Raw genomic sequence first — 19,985 nt, 5'->3', positions numbered from 1 at the left:
GGGGCTGGGACAGCGCTTACACTGTTCGCGCGCCTGGCCTGCTTAATATAGGCATCGAGGTCGCGAAACGGCACCGAGGGGCACTCCTTTCGACGCGCGCGTTGCGGGCGCGTCTATCGGGCGCGTGGTTCCAGCCCACGCGCGTGCAGCCCCCGATGATTTACTTGGTCTTGCTCGGCCGCCCCGTCGGCTTGTGCGGATGGCGCCGGAGCGTCACCGCCGGGCGCGCCAGTATCGCGCCGATTTCCAGTTCGTCGTCCGAAACGATCGAGATCGATATCCGGCCGGACAAGAGATAGACGGCATTAACGCCGAGTGCCTTCGCGAGCCGCTCCATTGCTTTCAGCGTCGGGCTCGACCGGCCATTTTCGATCGCACTCAGATAAGAGCTGCTCGTGCCCGCATCATGGGCGAGCGCTTCTTGCGTGATGCGCATCGCAAGCCGCAATTTCCTGAGATTCAAACTGAAGGACTTCGACGCATCCATAAGGGCGTAAGTTCACGCCCTGCGACCATTACTCCACACTGGATACAGGTTGGAGTTATTATCTATATTATTACGTTTTTACAAATATTTAAATGAGATTCCCGAACAACGCGCACTCAACTCTGATGCGGATTCTCAGGCGCGCCAAAAGACCGCATTCGGACGGTCGAATCGGTCGATGACCGAAGCCCTCACGCCAGGACATTGGCCGTGGACGCCGCAGTGGAAATCCCATCGGCGTCGTCACATCCGGGGCGAGCATTGATTTCAAGCGCCGAGCGAATCACGATGCGAACAACGTCCCGTGGACACGTCCGCAATCGCCGTTCCGGCGTGGCGTACAGGAATCATCGGATAGTTTGACGTGCCTGTGTGTCGTTGTCTCCTTTGATTTGAATGCAGCGCAGCGAAGCGGAGCGTCGCATTGGTTCATAGTTATGAAATCACCGTTCGTGTCGGGCCGCTGGCCGCCCACCATGCCAACCGACTACTCGCAACAGTCGGTTCTGGCGGTAATCCCGCAGCGGTCCGGTTTGCTCCAGCCCCGCCGAATTGTACTCGGATCTTCATGATGCAGCGGGATCGGTCCGGGGATCGGTAGTGACGAGCCCGAAAAACGTGGCGCCGGCATTGCCTGGAGGATATTGTCGATCTCCCGATAGACGCCTCGCGCTGCCATATGAGGATGGCGCGCCGCTTCGTCCGGATCAAGCACGGGGGCAAAGCAGGCATCGCTGCCTTCCAGCAGTGTGCGCCATTCTTCCCGTGTCCGCATGGCGAATATCTCGCTAAAACGCTGCTTGAGCTCGGGCCAGGCATCACGATCATAGCCGTCGTCAAAACTGCTATCGCCGGCCAACCCCAGCTTTTTGCAAAGCAGCGCATAGAACTTGGGCTCGAGTGATCCGACTGAGATGAAATTCCCGTCGGCGCACCGATAGGTCGAGTACCAGTGAGGGCCGTCAAGGATGCTGCAGCCGCGTATGCTGGCAACCTGGCCGGCGGCCTTCAGGCTCAGGAGCAAGTTCATCATGTGAGCGCTCCCATCGACGATCGCGGCGTCAACCACTTGCCCATTCCCGGTATCCCGCGCGTGCATTGCCGCTGCGAGGACGCCGATGGCCAAATAGAGCGCTCCACCCCCAATATCGCCTACCAGGCTTGGCGGCGCCATTGGCGGTTCACCGGGATGCCCAGCATACCAAAGGGCTCCTGACAGCGCGATATAGTTGATGTCATGGCCGGCCGCTTGGGCGAGAGGTCCCTGCTGCCCCCAACCCGTCATGCGACCGAATACAAGGCGGGGGTTACGCGCTAGGCAAACCTCGGGACCAAGGCCGAGCCTCTCCATCACCCCAGGCCGCATGCCTTCGATCAGTACATCGCCCCTTTGGACGAGATCCAGGACATGCGCGACGCCTTCGGGGGACTTCAGATCCAAGGCAATTACACGTTTCCCGCGGTTCACAATGGCGCCGCTGCCAAGATCGATATTTTCGGAGTTAGGGCTTACGCGTTCAATGACGACGACATCGGCGCCAAGGTCGGCCAACAGCATTCCGCAAAACGGCGCCGGGCCGATGCCCGCAATTTCGAGTATTTTGAGGCCTGCAAGCGGACCAGTTTTCGTCATTCAGGCATACCTGCGTCTGAGACCTTGGCGCTTTGATCCAGGCCGTTTCGCCGCTCCAGATTTCGAGACGGGTTGCAGTCGTGCTGGGCGGCAGTGTCGAAAGTAAGATTGGCAAAATGACCTTGATTCGCCTAATTCATTCTCTGGAGCAATTATTCCTGTGGGGCATGTCCATGCTCGATTCTCGCCTCAAGCATGCCGTCGCGGTTGGTCAGCTTCGTTCCTTCTCCAGGGCAGCGGATGCGGTTGGTGTCACGCAGTCGGCGGTGACCAAGAGTGTCGCTGAACTCGAACGGCATCTTGGCTATTCCCTTTTCCATCGGACCTCACGGGGCGCGATGCCGACAGAGGAGGGACGCGAATTTATTGATCGCGCAGCGCGCTTGCTTGCCGACGCAGCTGAACTACTCGGAGATACAGCCCGCCGCGCCGACGCCTATGCGGGCCCGCTTCGAATCGGACTGTTCCCAGGGTCAATCGACTGGTTGCTCACCCAACCTCTGGTTTCTTTGCTGCGGCGCCATCCGGCAGTGCGCGTCGAAGTCGTTTCGGGCAACAGCGAAAGGGGCGTGCGACTCCTGTCGCGCGGCGATATCGATGTCGCCTTTGGACTTGAAGCGGCCTTTGCACGCTGGCCGGAATTCAAGTGCGAGCGGGTCGCCTCGATCGAAATACTGCCTTTTGTGCGGAACAATCATCCCATTCTGGGGATAAACCCGACCAGCAAGGAGCCGCTGGTCCAGTTCGAATTCGTAGTGCCCTCATCTTCCGAACCCTACACATCGATCATTCAGCAGATGTACGAAAAAAGCGGTAAGCGTCCCGCTGACTGGATCCACATGACAGACTATTTTCAATTGGTTCGACGGATCGTTGCCACATCCGATGCTATCGGGATGGTTGCAAAACAGTTCACCGAGAACTCATGGTTTCGCGCCAATTTCGTGGCCTTGGAGGGAATCGGTTTATTCGATCCATTGACGCTTTGTTATGCTGTGCGTAGCCGCTGGCAGGTAAAACCGGCTGGCCGTGCGCTCGTCAGCCTTGTTCGTCAGGCATGGCGCACCGCATCATCGGATTAACGGCAAGGGGGCGGGGTGCGATCGGAAATCCGCTGCATCCGTCGCGATCAGCTAGAGCATTTCGCGCAGAAGTGGGAACCGGCTTTCCGGCAGGAAATGCTCTAGCAAATTGATCTTGGGCATTTTCCGAGTTGGCGGGTGATTCCACTCGCCTCGAAAATGGCCTAGAAGCTAATCGCCACTTCTCCGCCGATGACGCGCCCCCTGTTTAGCGGTGAAAGGCTTGCACCCGTGCCCCCGAAGGCCGCCGGCAAAGGTGTATCGCCGCCAATCGTCACCTCATTCAGGAGGTTTCGGCCATAGATGGAGAAGCGCCAGTGCTTGTTGTCGGTCGCCAATGTGAGGCTCGCATCGAGCATATCGGCGCCCTGAAGGAAGCCGACGTTGTTGTCGGTGAATGCCGCCTTGTCGCGATGCGTGAAGCTGACACGCGCCGTTGCTGTCCCCAATTCGCCAAGCTGCTGATCATAAGTCAGCCCCACGCCATAGGTCCATGGCGACAGCCTTGGCAATTTGAGCGCACGATCCACATCGTTGATGACGCCATCACCGCTGAGGTCGAACTGGACGTTGCGATACTGGCCATTCACGTAGCCGAGCTGACCCGAAATCACGAGGTTGGACAAAAGAAAAAACTGCCCCTCGGCCTCGACGCCTTTGATTGTGGCGTCGGCGGTGTTCCGTATGACCTGGCTGACGCCAAGCGGTCCGGGCAGGTTGATCTCGCGCTGCAGGTCCTTCATGCGATTGTAGAAGGCCGCCAGGTTGATCCGGTGGCGCCCGAATTGCTTCTTGGCGCCGAGTTCGAAACTGTCCTGGGTCTCTTGATTGAATGGCCCCGGCGGCACAGCGGGATCGGTGTTGCGCAAATTATATCCGCCGCTGCGGAACCCGCGCGTGTAAAGGCCATAAATCTGCGTGTCGTCATCCGGCTTCCACTGAAGGCCGATTTTCGGCGTAAACCCTCGCCATTTTGCCGCGTCGGCGAAATTGGTTGCACAGATCAGCGTGTCTAGATTGCAACCATTTGCGCGTAAGGCCGAGACCCGAACGGCTTTGCGTTCCCAACTATACCGCGCGCCGAGATTCAAGGTCAGCGTATCGGTGAAATGCCAGTCGGTCGAAGCAAAAATGCCCCATGTTGTCTGGTCTTGCGTACCCCCACCGGAAACGATCCGAGCACCGCCCAAAAGATTCCGCAGCTCGGCGTAACGAAGATCCTGGGAAAAATAGTATAGACCGGTTGTCAATTCGACGTCACCGAACCTTCCGGCATAACGAAGTTCGTCGCTGAGTTGATCCTGGTCGATTTCGAAAAAGGCATGAAAGAAGGACTGTGGTGTTCCATCGATATCAGCGCCCGCGGAGGATCGGAATTTCCGATAGCCAGCGATGTTGGTGAAGACGCCTTCGCCCAGACCGACATCGATGTTGGTTTCCACGATCGCCTGGTCCCATTTGGCATCATAGAAACCTGGGAAATTGATCGAAAACCTGAAGCTGTCGCGGGAAACAGCGCGTGACTCTGGACAGGGGCTCCATCGCTTTCGACATCGCCATGCTCATAGCGGAGATCCATTCGGAAGCGGTCGCCACCCTTGAGCGAAAGTGCCGGGCGAATGATAAGGTCATGTGATTTACCGAAGCTGCGATTGTCGAAGCGGTTGCGAAACCAGCCATTGTCGTCGCTGTAGTAGACGGCCAATTTGGCAGCCAAAACGTCATCGACGATAGGTCCGGTAACCGTGCCGCTTACGGTCTTTTTCAGTCCCGTTTCAATGGATAGCTTGGCTTTGGCTCCAAAATCGAAGCTGGGCCGCGTGGTCCGCACAACCACGGCACCGCCGGTAACGTTGCGACCGAAAAGCAAGCCTTGCGGTCCACGCAGAACTTCGATCCCCTCAAGGTCGAAGTTGTCCAGCACGACACCAGCGTTGATGCCGAGGTAAATACCGTCAGTGAAAACGCCTACGGTGGGGTCGATCGATGGGATCGTGCTGTTGATGCCGAGGCCCCGGATAGTGAAATTGGCATAGCCCGGTGCCGTACCCACATCCTCGAGCTGGACGTTGGGAACGTCGTAGCTCAGACTTTGAAGATTCTGGACGAACTTGGCATCCAGCTGCGCTTCACCAAAAGCCGTGACCGCCATCGGTACTTTCTGCACGCTTTCGCCATAGCCCTTTTTGGTGGCGGTAACGACAATGTCCTCAGCCAGCGCTTCCGTGGCGCTCCCGGTTTGGTCGTTCGCCTGGGGCGTTGCTTCCTGGGCAAATGCTGTTCCCGAGCACAACAACGCGGCAGAAGCCAATAGACATCCTCTCATGGCTGATCCTCTCTTCCCAGGAGATATTGTGTAGTTCATGCCGTTTGGCGGCATTTGAGGGCCGTCGTCCAATTCAATTCGCTGCAGAACTATTCCTGCTGCTCATCGATATCTGGCGGCAGCACGACGCCATCGGCAGCCCGACGGCCGCTCAAAAATATCATGGTAATTCATCGGGTTGATTACGCTCTCAGCGCCCGTTCTACCGCCTCAAGGCTGTCATTCAGCCCGAGCGGGTGCTCGGCATCCGTGAAGTCGACAATTCTACCCCAGTGCCGGGCGACATCATCGAGCGTGAACGCCCTGTCCGCTCCGAAGGCGTGCCCAAGCGCGCGCTCCCACCTAAGCTTGGCGATATAGCCGGCTCCAACTTCAAAAAGCCCTTTGGTTTCGCTGCAATTCTCGTGCGCAAGCCAACCGACCAATGGACTGATCGCTTCCGCTCTGAGATTGGCGAGAAACTCTTGTGGAAAGGCAGTCGCGGTCATACGCGATGCGGCGATTGGGGCGATCGTATTAACCTGGATGTTTCTGGACCGCCCCTCCTCCGCCAGCGCGTTCGCAAGCCCCAATATTCCGAGCTTGGCTGCGGCATAGTTGGCCTGACCGAAGTTGCCGTAGATTGCGGCTGCAGACGTGGTCATGACGATGCGGCCATAGCCCTTGTCGCGCAGTATCGGCCATGCTGCCTGCGTCACTGCCCGCGTCCCATTCAGATGGACCCGCTGAAGCAGTGTCCAGTCTTCGTCGGTCATTTTGTGGAAGCTCACATCGCGCAGGATGCCGGCATTGTTGATGACGACGTCAACGGTTCCGAAGTTGTCAACCGCGGCTTGGATGATCAGCGCGCCCTCCTCGACCGACGCATAATTTGCCACCGCCTGACCGCCCGTGGCTCGAATTTCGTCGACCACATTGTCAGCGGCTGTGGAGCAGCTGCCGCTCCCTTTCTCGTCGCCACCCAGATCATTCACCACCACCTTGGCTCCGCGCCCGCCAAACATCAGCGCGTACTGGCGCCCAAGTCCGCCTCCGGCTCCGGTCACAACCACTACCCTGCCATCGAAACGAAGCTCTTCGTCCATCGCTTGTCTGCCTCTTTTACCTGAGCGACGCATCTGCGCATTTGATCCTGTGCGAGTCAGGCACGCGGCTCCATTTCCGTCGACGCTGTCGTTTTCGTCTGAGCCTTACCGAAAGGCTTGAATGCCGGTCAGGGCGCGCGAAACAACAAGCTTTTGAATCTCCGTCGTGCCATCGGGGATGGGGCAAATGATCGCCTCACGCACCAGCCGCTCAACGATGAATTCGCGGGTGACGCCGTTGCCGCCATGGATCTGAAGCGCATCGCGCGTCGCTTCGATCGCCATTTCGGTGGCGTACCACTTGGCCATCGAGCATTCCGTCTCTGCGCGCGTGCCCGCCTGGACGAGGGATATTGCCCGGTGCGTCAACAGACGGGCTGCGTCGATCTTGGTCGCCATGATGGCGATCTTGTCGGCGATCAGCTGATGGCCGGCGATCTTCTTGCCATGCTGCGCGCGATCGCGAGCGTACGCGATCGCCTCATCCATTGCTCGCCGTGCGATGCCGATACTCCACATCGCCATATGGCAGCGGGCAATCTCGAACACTTGCAACGTATTGCGCAATCCATCGCCGACCCGGCCGATCGTGTTTGCCACCGGTACGCGGCAATCGGACAGGAATATCTGTGCAGTCGATTGGCCGTTGAGCGCCATCTTCTGGATATCGCGCACCTCATACTCACTCTCGTCACGATCGACCAGGATGTGAGTGACTTCATTTTCGCCAGTCTTGCACGTACAGATGAAGATGTCCGAGTAGGCTCCGTTGGTGATCCAGGTCTTTTCGCCATTGATGACCCAGAAATCGCCGTCTCGTACGGCGCGTGTCTTGATGGCGGCGACGTCCGAGCCGACATCGGGCTCCGAGATGCCGAGCGAAACGAACTTCTCGGCCGCGACGAGGTCGGCAAGATAGCGTTGCTTGATCGTCTCCGGGGCGAAGCGGCGGATGAGTTCTGCGCCAACCGCGTTGATGAAGCCGGGTATGGCCACATCGAGCGAGGAATAGGCGATCTCCTCGAAAATGAGCAGATGAGTGAGCCATCCCATATCAAGCCCGCCCCATTGCTCCTGATGCGGTGCGGTAATATGGCCATAGCCGGTCAGTGCTTGAGTCCATTCCTTCATGAGCGGTTTGGGGATGAATCGCTCCCCATGCCGGCGGATTTCCGGCTCAAGCTTGTTGTCGAGAAAGCGGCGGACGGTTTCCACCGCCATGCGTTGTTCATCGGACAGCTCAAAGTTCATATCGTGACCCCGTGTTTCCCTAGGCGCGCTCTGACAACTACCGGCCCAGGATCGTGACGGCGACCACCGCCTCTTCCACCCCGATGACACCTCCGCCGTTCTGCGCGATCGCGAACCGGGCATTCGGAACCTGTCGATCTTCCGCCTCGCCGCGCAATTGCAGCGCAAGCTCGTAGATTTGGCCGAGCCCGGTGGCGCCGATCGGATGTCCCTTGCATTCAAGCCCGCCCGACGTGTTTACCGGAATACGCCCACCCAGCGCCGTCTCACCGCGCTCTGCCGCGAGTCCGCCCTCGCCAGGCGGCGTCAGGCCGAGCGCCTCGATTTCAATGATCTCGCCAACCGCCGTGGCGTCATGCACCTCCGCGACGCCAATATCTTCTGGCCCCACGCCGGCCATCGCATAGGCCCGGTTCGCCGCAAGGCGGCTGACATGGTGGTCATAATCAAAGGGATCGCGCGCGGCGCCGGTTTGCAGCACAGACGCCAGGATTCTTAGCGCCCTGTCCGGGGCTGCCGACAGTTTGCGCCGACCGGCTTCGCTGCAGATGATCGCAGCGGCGGCGCCGTCGCTGATCGGGGAGCACATCGGCAGTGTGAACGGGTAAACGATCGGAGGCGCAGCGAGTACACTTTCGACGGTATATGGGAGGCGATACTGGGCAAGCAGATTGCGCGTCGAATGCATGTGATTTTTCGCCGAGACGGCCGCGATTTGCGCTTGCGTCGAGCCGTAGGTCTTCATGTGCGCGCGTGCCATCGCGGCGTATACATCCATGAAAACGCTGTAAGGCTGACTCGATGTCGTTCCTTCCGGAACATCGACGCCATTGCCCATGGCCAGCAGCTGCGCGCGGCCCGACTCGGTTTCATGCACGTCCCAAGCGCCATCGAATGCACTGAACATGAGCGCCTTGTCGGGCGAGTACATCTTCTCCGCGCCGAGCGCGAGTACGACATCCGCTGCCCCCGATCGAACATAGGCGGCGGCCATGTGCAAGGCCGTGGAAGCCGTCGCACATGCGTTTTCGACATTCACCACGGGAACGCTTGAGATGCCCATCGCTCGCGCCACGATTTCGCCGCGGATCATGTCCTGGCCCTCCATATGCCCCTGGACGCAATTGCCGAAGAAGATGGCTTCGACATCGCCGGCGGTGCATCCTGCGTCGGAAAAGGCCTGCGACGAAGCTTCGGCGCAGAGCATTTTCAGGCTCTTGTCGAACTGTTTTCCGAACGGGGTCATCCCAACCCCCATGACGAATATGTCGGTCATTCGTTGATCCATTCTTCCAATGTGTTCCGCATCCGATCAGGTCTCACCGGTCGGAAAAATCGGGCTTCCGCTTCTCCCGGAATGCCGCCAGTCCTTCGACAATGTCGTTGGACAAGGCGTAAGCAGCCATGGCTTCGAGTTCCTGACGCAGCCCGACTTCGAGCGAGCTATCCTGCGCAGCGCGGACTAGCTGCTTCATGTAGGCGAGCCCTGGCCGGCTCTTTTCTGCAAGAGATTCTACCAGCGCTTGCGCTGCCGCAATGAGATCCTCGGGAGCAACCAGTTGGGTCACGAGTCCGGCTTCCTTCATCTCGGCAGCCGAGATGGTCCCGCCGGTCATCATCAGATGTTTCGCACGCGCTTCGCCGATCTTCCTAGGGAGTCGAACCGACCCTCCACCGCCGGGCAACAGGCCGTAATTTGCATGGGCGTCGCCAAATCTGGCCGGGTGCGCGGCAATGACGAGATCACAGCACAACACCAGTTCCAAGCCGCCGGCGAGCGTAAGGCCGTTGACCGCCGCAATTATCGGAAGGCGCGACGTCTCGATCCTGTTAAAAGCCTGACCGAGCCGCGGCAGAAACAGATTTAAGCGTTCGGCGAGAGTTTGTCCGCCTGTTCCATCGCCAATTGCGAGCAGATCCGCGCCAGCGCAAAACGCCCGTCCGGCGCCGGTAAGAATGCAAGCGCGCACCGTCGCATCTGCTTCCGCTGCCTCGATCGCTGCGGCTAGTTCCTCGGCCAAAGCCAACGACAGACTGTTCAACGCTGCCGGCCGGTTGAGGGTCACCCAAAGCGCTGGGCCGCGTTGCTCAACCAGGATGTATTCATAATCCATTGCAGTCTCCCGCGCGCCGGCAGGCGGTCACCGGAATAGAGGATGTGGCTAGGATGGCTGCGTCGGTCATGCCCCCGAAATGCGCCGGTCCTGGCCCGCCCAATAGGGCTCTCGAAGCTTTGAACGAAGCACCTTTCCGACATTGCTCAACGGCAGTGGCTCGGCGGTAAAAACGACCTTGCTTGGCTTTTTTGCGGAGCCCAGACGCTGGCGCACCAAATCTATTATCTCGGTCTCCGTGATTTGTGCTCCGGGCTTGACACGCACCATTGCAAGCGGCGTTTCACCCCATTTTTCATGGGGCACGCCAAAGACCGCGACCTCGAGTACACCGGGATGGTCGGCAATTACGTTTTCGATTTCGGTGGGATAGATATTGAAGCCGCCTGACACGATCATGTCGTTGTTGCGATCGAGCAGATACAAAAATCCGTTTGTGTCGATCATGCCGACATCGCCGGTTTTGACCCAGCCATCTTCCATGCGCCGGGCGGTTTCCTCCGGATCGTTCCAGAATTCCTCCATCTGGCCATTTTCGAACCGTGCGACGATCTCGCCGGGCTCGTTTGGTCCCAGCACCTTTCCGTCCTCGTTACGGATTTCGATATCGGCGCCGCTCATGGGACGTCCGACCGCCCGAATTGGGGCAGAACCTTCAAATTCGCCGAACCACTCGTTGGGCCCCATAGACGCGATGGGCAGGATTTCGGTCTGTCCATAGCCCGAATGAAGAACATGATTCCCGAATATCTGGCACGACTTGCGAAGCGTCGGCTCGGAGATCGGCGCTGAAGCACTCAGCAGAAACTTCAAATTCGGAAAGTGGCGGCCATATGCCCCGTCGTGATGCACTATGGCATTGAGCATGGTGGGGGCTACAAAGGCATGGCTGATCCGTTCCTGCTCGAGAGTGTCAAGAAAGGACGCTGGATCGAAGCCGTCCATCATCACGTTGCGGGCGCCGCAATACCAGGCCGGCACGAACAGGAAGCCCGATGCATGGGACAACGGGCCGACATGCAGAATGGCATCCCCTGGAGCCACTTGGGGGCCGATGCTGAAAAATGCGGCGGAGATCGTCATCCATGAACGGTGCCGATAGGCAACGCCCTTGGGTTTGCCCGTCGTGCCGCCGGTGTGGCGGATGACACAATAGTCCTCCGGCGCGACGACGGGATCGGGATCCCGGTCCGAGGCTGTCGCCAACCAATTCTCATAGTTGTGATCGCGGATAATGATCCGCTCAAGCGTCGGAGCTTGGGCATCCAGCCCCGCCAACTCCGAAGCCAATGCCTCATCGACCAGCGCCAACCGAGATCCGGTACTCGCGATCATATGGGCGTGCGCTTCACATCGGTTGCGCGCATAGAGAGGAACACGCGTATAGTTTCCAATGGCAGCCGCCAGTATGATGTCGGCGGCCTCGATGGAGTTCTTCTCCAGCGTAGCAATCCGGTCACCCGGTTGAAGGCCGCACTCCGCAAGAGCATTTGCGAGCTTCACGCCGCGCAACCAGGCTTCCGAGAAAGTCAACCGCCTGTGGCCGTGAACGAGAGCCTCTTGCTGGGCGAAATAACGTGCGGCGCGACGTATTTGCGTACGGACGTCCATCAGCCGCGCTCCTCTAAGGCGCTCGCCCACAATGGCGCAGTCGACACATAATAAACTGACATGCGATAGGCCTCTCCGGACTTCTTTTCGTAAGCATCTGTGTCTGCAGCATTGATCCAATCGTCCAATTCAATATTCTGCGATGCTATTCTTGCTGCTCATATTATCGTGCCGGATCATGTCGGCGGCTTTCTCGCCGATCATGATGCAGGTTGCATTGGTGTTGCCGTTGACGACTGATGGCATGATCGAGGCATCGGCCACGCGGATATTTGCGAGGCCGTGAACGCGCAGGCGGTTGTCGACCACCGCCATCTCGTCGGTGCCCATCTTGCATGTTCCCACCGGATGATAAGCATGATTGGCTTCTGCCCGGATATAGGCGTCGATCTCTTCATCAGTTTCAAGGTAGCGGTCAGGATAGAGAGGCCGTTTCATCATCGCCTTCATGCGATCCGAATGCAGGATCTCCTGCACGACACGGAAGGCATTGCGCAACGTCTTGAGGTCGTCGGGATGACTCAAGAGATTGAGGTCCATCTTGGGATCGGATTCGGGGTTTGAGTCATGTAAGGCAACCCAGCCGCGGCTCTTTGGGCGCCCAATATTGAGAATGATCGTATAGCCCCATTTCGTCATCAGCTTGTAGTCGCGCGCATGGTCGCGATAGGCGACCGGCACGACATGGACCTGGCAATCCGCCCGGTTCTGCCCCGGCGCGGATCGCAAGAAACCGCCTGCAGCCGTGGGCGGCGATGCCAGCCAGCTTTTCCTTTGCGTGAGATACTGGAATAGGTCTCGCACGGTCTTGATCGCGCCAACGACATTGAGTGCGATCCCGAGCCGCTTCTTCGACTGGTAGATCAGCATCAGGTCAGGATGGTCGTGAAGATTCTGGCCGACACCGGGAATATCATGAATCACTTCGATTCCATGCTTCTCCAACTCATCACGCGGTCCGATACCGGAAAGCATCAACAGTTGGGGCGAATTATAGGCGCCGCCGCTGACAATGACTTCCTTTTCGCACGGGATCGTCTTCAACTGCCCGTCCTGGGAATACTCGACTGCCACCGCGCGGTTGCCCTCAAACCTGATACGATGGACGCGGGCATGTACTTCGACGCGGAGGTTGCCGCGCCTGCCCATCACCGGATCAAGGTAACACGCCTTCACGCTGGCGCGCTTCCCGTCCTTCACGGTAAACTGATAGATGCCGACACCTTCCTGGCTGGCCCCATTGAAGTCCGGATTGGCTTGATGGTCCAGTCCAGTCGCCGCCTCGATGAAAGCATCATAGACATCGAATTCGCGCTTGCCGTTGGATACGTGAAGCGGTCCCGACGAGCCGTGAAACTCATCCTCACCGCGCTCATTATTCTCAGCCTTGCGGAAATAGGACAGGACATCGTTGTAACCCCAGCCGTCGTTGCCGAGTTCGGCCCAGTGGTCGAAATCCGACCGGTCGCCGCGGATATAGACCATCCCGTTCATACCGCTCGATCCACCCAGCATCTTCCCGCGCGGATTGTAGAGGCGGCGGTCGTTGAGCGCCTTTGAAGGGTCGGTGTTGAACCGCCAGTTGAGCGTATTGATCCGATAGTCTTGGATCAGCGCCGCAAAAGCGCCGGGCGTGGACACAAGCGGCGAGGTGCCTGGGCCGCCTGCCTCGAGCAGGCAAACGGTGACATCGGGGTCCTCGGACAACCGGCTGGCGATAACGCCGCCCGACGACCCACCTCCAATAATTACATAGTCAGCCATTTGCTTCCCTTGTCATTCGACCCATGCTGGCGACCCGGCGTCATGCAACATGCCAGCATCAACCGCCGCAGCCACGTCAGAGGATCTTTTCGAAGATGTTGAGTAGTCCTTCGGTCTTGCTCGAATAGGGTGGCAGAAGTTGACCAAGCAGGCTGAGTTTCGGCTGAGAGAACACCGGCTTGTAATGAGTGAAGCGCTCGAAACTGGCGACGCCGGTATAGGCACCGATGCCGCTCTGTCCGATGCCACCGAAAGGCAGCCGGCGCTGGAAGACGTGCATGACCGTGCCGTTGAGAGTCACGCCGCCAGCGTGCGTTTCGGAAATGATCTTGCGCCGTTCCTCACTTTCGTCGCCAAAATAATAGAGCGCCAGCGGGCGCTCATGCCGGTTTACGTAGCGAATGAGATCGTCTTCGGAGCGATATGGCATGATCGGCAGGATCGGTCCGAAAATCTCCTCCTGCATCATCGCCATGTCATCGGTAACGTCGAGAACCGCCAACGGCACGATCCGATGCCGTTCAGGAAGCGTTCCATCGCCGTTGTCCGAGAGGTTGAGCACCGTCGCGCCCTTGGCTTCGGCATCATCGAGCAAACCTTGGAGCCGCGCGAACTGTCGGTCATTGATGATACTGGTGAAATCGGGGTTGCTTGCCGCGTTGGGGTAGCATTTGGCAACCTGAGCGCGGAGTGCGGCGACGAAGCTTTCCATCTGATCGACATGGACGAAGGCATAGTCAGCGGCGATGCAGGTCTGGCCGGCGTTGAGCAGCTTGCCGAACACTAAGCTTTCACAGACTTGTGCAAGCGATGCACCCTTGCCCACGATGGCAGGGCATTTGCCGCCAAGTTCCAGAGTAACAGGTGTAAGGTTGGCAGCCGCCGCTTCATAGACTTTGCGGCCAACCGCGGGTGAACCGGTGAAGAGAATATGGTCGAAAGGTAGGGCCGTCATCGCCTGTGCCATGTCGGGCCCGCCCTGGACAATCGCGAATTCCTCTTCGGCGAAATACCGGCGCACAAGCCGCTCGCTGGCTTCGGCGGCGTTGGCGGAAACTTCGCTCGGCTTTGCGATCACGCGGTTGCCGGCCGCCAATGCACCGGCCGCGCCAACGAATATGGTGCCGAGCGGATAGTTCCACGTGCCGAGAACGCCCACCACACCTAGGGGCTGGGGGACCAGGCGCGATGAACCGGGAAGGCCGAAGATGTCAGTCTTCACCCGCCGCGGCCTCAGCCACGTCTTCAGATTGCGGCGCGCAAATTTAATTTCCGATATGCCAAGCATCAGGTCGAGCAGGATAGTCTCGTAGCGGGATCGAATGCCGAAATCGGCGGCAACGGCATCGACCAATTCGTCTCTGTGCTGCTCAAATATCCGGCCAAGGCGCCCGAGCAGGTCCATGCGTTCTTCGTAGCTGCGCGAAACCTGCTCACGCGTCCCTTCGCGTTGGGTCGCGAAAATTCGTTCCAGCTCAGTTCTGTTCCAAGACGCATCCACGTTAAATCGTCCGGAGGCGCGCCGGCCGCTCGGCGCTGCTCGCCTGGGCGGTGCTTTCAGCTGCGCCGATCTCAGTGATCGCAGCGCGCTCGATTCTGTACGCCGTGCCGATGAATGAGGGACCGTTGCCGGTGGAACGCATCATGGATACTCCTCGGTCTGAAAGTCAGGTCGAAAAATCGGGGGCAGCGGGCGGGAGAGGATGCCCGCCGCCCCCGTCGCAGCAGCGATCAGAACTTGACTGTCGCTTCGACGCCATAAGTGCGCGGCATGCCGCGGTTCAGATAATCGTAGCCGAACACGTTCATGTTGAGGCCGTAGGTGTAGTAATATTTGTCGAACAGATTCTTCGCCCACAAGCTAACCGACATATTGTCGTGCGCATAGGTTAATCGCGCATTGGCGAGCCAGTAGCCCGGATTTGCGCATGTAATCGCCTTACCCGCGAGCGTTATGTTCGATCCCGCTGGGGGTGTATCGCACGGTGTCTGCCCATAATTCTTGAACGGATCAAAATAGTACTTGCCCATGTAGGACGCATCACCGCGCAAGGTCAGCTTGTTGGTGCCGTCATCGATCATATCCCAGTCGAATCCGGCCTGGAACGTAACCTCCGGCGCGTTCGGGAAGGGATTGCCGTTGACGTTCAATGTCGGGCTTGCCGGGTTTGCCGGATCGATCACATTGCCTTTGTACTTGCTGTTGAGATAGCCCAGCGAAGCATCGAAACGCAACGTATCGGCCACCTGCCAGGCGAGTTCGGCCTCGCCACCGAACAGGCGACCATTGGCGCTGCGCGTGAAGGTTGTAGCGCCAACCACCTGCGTTACTTGGTGATTCGAATACTCGTAGTAGAAGCCCGCGAGGTTAAGTTGGACGCGGCGATCGAACAGCCGGGTTTTGAGCCCCGCCTCATATGCATTCACCTTTTCAGGCTGGATATAATAGACTTGATTGATGCCCTGATAGGCAAGCCCGTTGAAGCTGCCGCTGCGGTAACCGCGACTGTACTGGAGATAGCCCATGATATCATCGGCGAACTCATAGCTGACATTGATACGGCCGGTTAGCCTGTTTGCCTTTTCGCGCTGCTCAAGCGGCGCGAGATTGGGGTTGTATGGATTGCTGTAGGGGATCAGGTTGACAACCGGCGTCGTACCGTCGAGCGCATAGAGGAAAGTGCTGCCGTTAAGGTAATTGACCTTATCCTGGGTGTAGCGTGCACCCACCGCCACGGTCAGCCGCTCGGTCGTTTTCCAGGTTACGTCGCCGTAGATCGCCTTCGAGGGGCGCGACACGTCAAAACGCTGTTCGCCGAGGATCGGGGTGAACGGAGGCGCGCCTGCCCCGGCGCAGCCCGCCGAAAAGCTACCCCCCATGCCGCCATTGCCCGTATTATTGATCGCGATGTCGGTCTGGAGTGCAATCAGCGAGCGTGCATCAAGGAAGCCGTTGGGATTGATCTCGATCGCGTCGCAGAATCCGGCATCGCCAGGCCCCAACGCCGGATTGGCGGCAAAGGCTGGGATATAGCGGATCGCGTCGGGCGTTCCGATTGCGGCGTTATTGTAGCTGCCCGGAAGACCGGCGCCAAGCAGCAGCGGCCTCAGCGCCCCGAAAAAGTCCGGGTAGTTGACCGTCTTGACCTTGTCCCTGCCATAATAAAGGCCGGCAATGATATCGAGGCGGTCGTTCGAATAGCTGAAACGCAGATCCTGGTTGAAATTCTTGCTCGTCGACGTGAGGCCGATCGAGCAGAGATCGGCTGGGCCGCCATCGCAATCATCAGGATTGTTGATATAGTCGCCGGTGTCGTAGCCGGTAATCGAGGTGACGGAGAATTGGTCGCTGACATCCCATTTGATGTTGAGGGCTATCCCTTTCGACTTGCTGATGTTCTTACCTACCCGATCAACTGCGACCTCATTGTCACGCAGCAACCGCCCGCCTAGGAAAGGTTGCGGATCGTAACGCGAATAGCCGAGCGCATCCTGCCCGCCCGCGAGTTGACCACCTGCATAGGGCGCGGTGCCCCATGGATCGTCCTTCGCGGCATAGAGCTTCAAATTGATGTCGAGATCGGGATCGGGCCGGAAGCGGATCGAGATGCGACCGCCGATCGTATCGGTGGTCCCTAGGTCGCGCTCATTCCCAGGCAGTACATTGCGCTGCCAACCATCCCCTTTTGCAAAAGTACCGGCGACGCGGACGCCCAAGATGTCGGGAACCAGCGTCGCTTCAGCGGCGCCCTGCACCGTGAAAGTGTCGTAATTGGCATAGCCGGCGGTCAGATAGCCATTGGCCTCTCCCAGATCCGGCTTGCGCGTGAAGAAGCTGATCGCGCCACCCGTGGTGTTGCGACCGTAGAGTGTTCCTTGCGGTCCGCGCAGTACCTCGACCCGGTCGATGTCATAGAGTTGCAGGCCATGGCTCGCCCGGAAGCTCTGATAGACTTCATCGACATAGACGCCAACCGGCGACGCAGTGGAGGCGGAAAATTCGTTCGCCACTGAAATCCCGCGCAGCGAGAAATTCGGTTGGGTGCGACCATAGGGAGTGGTGACTTGCAGGCTGGGGATCGCGCCCATCAAGTCTGAGGTCTCCGTGATGCCGCGCGTGCGCAGCGTCTCGCCGCCTATGGCGGAAACGGCGGCCGGAACATCCTGCAAATTCTGTTCGCGCTTCTGCGCCGTGACGACGATTGTCTCAAGGCCACCTTCCTGCGCCTCGGGCTTTTCGCCCTGCGATGCAGCGTCCTGGGCATGTGCCGGCACTGCAAGCGCACACGCGATCGATAGCGCGGTGGCACAAAGCAAATTTGTCCTAAAGGCTGTGACCATGACTGTCCTCCCCACGGCATTTTTTGATTTGGCGCCATTTGCCGCGCCTTGGGGCTCATCGTCCAATTCAATTTGTTGGCGAACTATTCCTTCCACTCATTGATTGAGGATTGTTGAGCCTGCACCGGCGACGTCTCGTGGCGGAGCAAATGACCCCATACACTTCATTGGAATAGTCACGCTGAGCGCGCCCAGCGGGACGGATGCGCGCGCGCGAGGCGTTCCAATCCAGCTTTTCCAAACGGTGTATCGGTGTAATCGGCGGTGCCAACGGTTTTCCCTTGCCGAGTAGCAAAGGAAATCAGCTATTCGGGTGACCGTGAATGCACCATCTCTGTCGCCGTGAGCGGCGACAGCGCGCCTTGAAAGCAGCCCCGTCGACATCCGCGTATACGGGCTGTGCATTGTGCCGTTGTTGGATCATGAAGATGAGGTACGAATTCATCTGGCGATACGGATTCTCAGGCACGCCAAAGGGCCGTGTCTGGACGGCCGAATCGGTCGATGACCGAAGCCCTCATTCGCTTGCTTCCTGTGCACGGCTCAGAAGGCGACGCGGTCACTGCCCTTGAGACCGAGGATTTCCCTCGCTTCGGCGGGGCTCGCGGGTTCGTGACCCATTTCGGCGAGGATGCGCTTGATCTTCTCGACCTGCTGGGCATTCGAAGCCGCAAGGACGCCGCGTTCGATGAAAAGGCTGTCCTCGAGCCCGACGCGGACATAGCCGCCGAGCAACGCCGCCTGCGTCAGAAAGGGCATCTGGTGCCTACCCGCGGCGAGCACCGACCAGCGGTAATTGCCGCGTCCGAAGAGGCGATCGGCGGTTTCCTTCATATAATGAAGATTTTCGAGATCGGCACCGATGCCGCCCAATATGCCGAAGATCATCTGGACGAAGAAGGGTGGCTTCACCAGGCCGCGATCGACGAAATGGGCGAGATTGTAGAGATGGCCGACGTCATAGCATTCATGCTCAAATTTGGTACCCGCCTCCGCCATCGTCGTGAGGATCGTCTCGATATCGCGGAAGGTGTTGCGGAAGATATAGTCGTCGGAGCCGGTGACATAGTCCTTCTCCCACGCGTATTTCCAGTCGGCGATGCGCTTCGCGGCGGGGAAGAAGGCGAAATTGAGCGAGCCCATGTTGAGCGAGCAAAGCTCGGGCTTGAAACGCGCAGAGGCGGCGAGGCGCTCGGCGACCGGCATGGTGGCCGCACCGCCCGTCGTGATGTTGATGACGGCGTCGGTGCGCTGCCGGATCACGGGCAGGAAGCGGGCATAGACCTCGGGATCGCCGGTCGGCCTACCGTCCTCGGGGATGCGGGCATGGAGATGCAGGATCGCCGCGCCCGCTTCGGCGGCGGCGATCGACTGCTCGGCGATCTCCTCGGGCGTGACCGGGAGCGCGTCCGACATCGTCGGCGTGTGCGCCGATCCCGTCACCGCGCAGCTGATGATGACCTTGTTGCTCATGGCCAGACTCCATTCAATCGTCGAGGACGGCGACCGCGCGGGTCCAGCCTGCCGAAGCGCCTTTGATCTTGGTCGGGAAACACATCACGGTGAATCCGGAGGATGGAAGCGCTTCGAGATTATGCAGCTTCTCCAGATGGCAATAGCCGATTTCCCGACCCGCTTTGTGCCCCTCCCAGATCAGGTCGGCATTCCCGGTTTCGGCATATTTCTGCGCCGTGTAAGTGAACGGCGCGTCCCATGACCATGCATCGGTCCCTGTCACCCGGACACCGCGCTCAAGCAGGTGAAGCGTGGCTTCGCGGCCCATTCCACACCCCGCGTTGACATAGTCATCCGTGCCGTAGGCCGAACCGGCCCGCGTGTTGATGACCACGATGGTCAGCGGGCTGAGCTTGACGCCGATCCGATCGAGTTCAGCCCGAACATCCTCGGCGGTCACCACATAGCCATCGGGGAAATGCCGGAAATCGAGCTTGACGCCTGGTTGGCAGCACCAGTGGAGCGGAACCTCGTCGATCGTGATCGCCCGCTTGCCCCCATCCATCGTCGAATGAAAATGGTAAGGTGCGTCGAGATGCGTGCCGTTGTGCGTGATCAGCTCGACATGCTCGATCGCCCAGGCCTCGCCATCGGGCAGGTCGCTGGCCGTCATTCCGGGGAAGAAGGCCAGCATCTGTTCTCGTGTATCATCGTGCCCGAAATATCGGACCCGTGGACGAAAGGCCGCCGGATCCGATACGATATCATTCTCGATGGGCATCGAAATGTCGATGATGGACTCGGCGGTGGGAATCGTGATCATGAGAATATATTCC

General features: G+C 59.0%; 16 protein-coding genes. 1 reads left to right on the top strand and 15 read right to left on the bottom strand.

From position 1 onward, the window contains the following. Window positions 1-160 precede the first annotated feature (160 nt). Both B2V90_RS22385 and B2V90_RS22380 read right to left on the bottom strand, forming a co-directional pair. Window positions 161-487: a helix-turn-helix domain-containing protein gene (locus B2V90_RS22385; RefSeq protein ID WP_017499963.1), complete on the bottom strand. Its 327-nt coding sequence runs from the start codon at window positions 485-487 to the stop codon at window positions 161-163. 487 nt (window positions 488-974) lie between these two features. Beyond that, the gene (locus tag B2V90_RS22380; protein WP_026108913.1) at window positions 975-2,120 is read right to left on the bottom strand and encodes a CaiB/BaiF CoA transferase family protein; all 1,146 of its coding nucleotides are present in this window, start codon (window positions 2,118-2,120) and stop codon (window positions 975-977) included. Window positions 2,121-2,200: 80 nt separating this feature from the next. On the opposite strand from B2V90_RS22380, the gene B2V90_RS22375 reads away from it, so the two are divergent. Next, window positions 2,201-3,202 carry a LysR family transcriptional regulator gene (locus B2V90_RS22375; protein ID WP_017499965.1) on the top strand — a complete coding sequence of 334 codons (1,002 nt, stop codon included), beginning with the start codon at window positions 2,201-2,203 and terminating at the stop codon, window positions 3,200-3,202. A 164-nt stretch (window positions 3,203-3,366) separates the two neighbouring features. Here the strand turns inward: B2V90_RS22375 and B2V90_RS22370 are convergent, their stop codons facing one another. The 13 genes from B2V90_RS22370 to B2V90_RS22310 all read right to left on the bottom strand — a co-directional run bounded on the left by B2V90_RS22370 (window position 3,367) and on the right by B2V90_RS22310 (window position 19,972). Beyond that, the gene (locus tag B2V90_RS22370; protein WP_231679523.1) at window positions 3,367-4,554 is read right to left on the bottom strand and encodes a TonB-dependent receptor; all 1,188 of its coding nucleotides are present in this window, start codon (window positions 4,552-4,554) and stop codon (window positions 3,367-3,369) included. After that, window positions 4,449-5,513, bottom strand: coding sequence for a TonB-dependent receptor plug domain-containing protein (locus tag B2V90_RS22365; protein WP_231679520.1), 1,065 nt, complete (start codon window positions 5,511-5,513; stop codon window positions 4,449-4,451). Before B2V90_RS22365 ends, B2V90_RS22370 begins: the two co-directional genes overlap by 106 nt. 197 nt (window positions 5,514-5,710) lie before the next feature. Then, window positions 5,711-6,613, bottom strand: coding sequence for an SDR family oxidoreductase (locus B2V90_RS22360; protein WP_011415065.1), 903 nt, complete (start codon window positions 6,611-6,613; stop codon window positions 5,711-5,713). 105 nt (window positions 6,614-6,718) lie between these two features. After that, window positions 6,719-7,864 carry an acyl-CoA dehydrogenase family protein gene (locus tag B2V90_RS22355; RefSeq protein ID WP_017499968.1) on the bottom strand — a complete coding sequence of 382 codons (1,146 nt, stop codon included), beginning with the start codon at window positions 7,862-7,864 and terminating at the stop codon, window positions 6,719-6,721. Window positions 7,865-7,901: 37 nt separating this feature from the next. Then, on the bottom strand, window positions 7,902-9,140 hold the full coding sequence (locus tag B2V90_RS22350) for a thiolase family protein (protein ID WP_011415063.1): 1,239 nt from the start codon (window positions 9,138-9,140) through the stop codon (window positions 7,902-7,904). 43 nt (window positions 9,141-9,183) lie between these two features. Then, entirely contained in the window at window positions 9,184-9,978 is a 795-nt protein-coding gene (locus B2V90_RS22345; RefSeq protein WP_054525391.1) for an enoyl-CoA hydratase/isomerase family protein, read from the bottom strand. Between the two features lie 66 nt (window positions 9,979-10,044). Further along, window positions 10,045-11,589: a class I adenylate-forming enzyme family protein gene (locus B2V90_RS22340; protein ID WP_026108915.1), complete on the bottom strand. Its 1,545-nt coding sequence runs from the start codon at window positions 11,587-11,589 to the stop codon at window positions 10,045-10,047. 129 nt (window positions 11,590-11,718) lie between these two features. Further along, entirely contained in the window at window positions 11,719-13,353 is a 1,635-nt protein-coding gene (locus B2V90_RS22335; protein WP_237830186.1) for a GMC family oxidoreductase, read from the bottom strand. 76 nt (window positions 13,354-13,429) lie between these two features. Further along, window positions 13,430-14,854 (bottom strand): aldehyde dehydrogenase family protein, encoded by a 1,425-nt coding sequence (locus tag B2V90_RS22330; protein ID WP_067678632.1) that lies wholly within the window; start codon window positions 14,852-14,854, stop codon window positions 13,430-13,432. 1 nt (window position 14,855) lies between these two features. Beyond that, window positions 14,856-14,999: a hypothetical protein gene (locus B2V90_RS22325; protein WP_011415058.1), complete on the bottom strand. Its 144-nt coding sequence runs from the start codon at window positions 14,997-14,999 to the stop codon at window positions 14,856-14,858. A gap of 85 nt (window positions 15,000-15,084) precedes the next feature. After that, complete coding sequence (locus B2V90_RS22320; RefSeq protein ID WP_293923150.1) at window positions 15,085-17,628, bottom strand: TonB-dependent receptor; 2,544 nt, start codon at window positions 17,626-17,628, stop codon at window positions 15,085-15,087. A gap of 609 nt (window positions 17,629-18,237) precedes the next feature. Then, window positions 18,238-19,167 (bottom strand): 3-keto-5-aminohexanoate cleavage protein, encoded by a 930-nt coding sequence (locus B2V90_RS22315; RefSeq protein ID WP_011415056.1) that lies wholly within the window; start codon window positions 19,165-19,167, stop codon window positions 18,238-18,240. Between the two features lie 13 nt (window positions 19,168-19,180). After that, complete coding sequence (locus B2V90_RS22310) at window positions 19,181-19,972, bottom strand: cyclase family protein (protein ID WP_011415055.1); 792 nt, start codon at window positions 19,970-19,972, stop codon at window positions 19,181-19,183. Window positions 19,973-19,985: the final 13 nt, after the last annotated feature.

Source organism: Sphingobium sp. UBA5915 (assembly GCF_002431195.1).
Taxonomy (GTDB): Bacteria; Pseudomonadota; Alphaproteobacteria; order Sphingomonadales; family Sphingomonadaceae; genus Sphingobium; species Sphingobium soli.
The sequence above is the reverse complement of the archived record's forward strand: the minus strand, read 5'-3'. Positions and strand labels throughout refer to the sequence as shown.

Bases quoted from the DNA above. Each gene is read 5' to 3' on its own strand.
- B2V90_RS22380 (WP_026108913.1), bottom strand. From the start codon at position 2,120: ATGACGAAAACTGGTCCGCTTGCAGGCCTCAAAATACTCGAAATTGCG.
- B2V90_RS22315 (WP_011415056.1), bottom strand. From the start codon at position 19,167: ATGAGCAACAAGGTCATCATCAGCTGCGCGGTGACGGGATCGGCGCAC.
- B2V90_RS22385 (WP_017499963.1), bottom strand. From the start codon at position 487: ATGGATGCGTCGAAGTCCTTCAGTTTGAATCTCAGGAAATTGCGGCTT.
- B2V90_RS22310 (WP_011415055.1), bottom strand. From the start codon at position 19,972: ATGATCACGATTCCCACCGCCGAGTCCATCATCGACATTTCGATGCCC.
- B2V90_RS22335 (WP_237830186.1), bottom strand. From the start codon at position 13,353: ATGGCTGACTATGTAATTATTGGAGGTGGGTCGTCGGGCGGCGTTATC.
- B2V90_RS22350 (WP_011415063.1), bottom strand. From the start codon at position 9,140: ATGACCGACATATTCGTCATGGGGGTTGGGATGACCCCGTTCGGAAAA.
- B2V90_RS22325 (WP_011415058.1), bottom strand. From the start codon at position 14,999: ATGATGCGTTCCACCGGCAACGGTCCCTCATTCATCGGCACGGCGTAC.
- B2V90_RS22340 (WP_026108915.1), bottom strand. From the start codon at position 11,589: ATGGACGTCCGTACGCAAATACGTCGCGCCGCACGTTATTTCGCCCAG.
- B2V90_RS22355 (WP_017499968.1), bottom strand. From the start codon at position 7,864: ATGAACTTTGAGCTGTCCGATGAACAACGCATGGCGGTGGAAACCGTC.
- B2V90_RS22345 (WP_054525391.1), bottom strand. From the start codon at position 9,978: ATGGATTATGAATACATCCTGGTTGAGCAACGCGGCCCAGCGCTTTGG.
- B2V90_RS22360 (WP_011415065.1), bottom strand. From the start codon at position 6,613: ATGGACGAAGAGCTTCGTTTCGATGGCAGGGTAGTGGTTGTGACCGGA.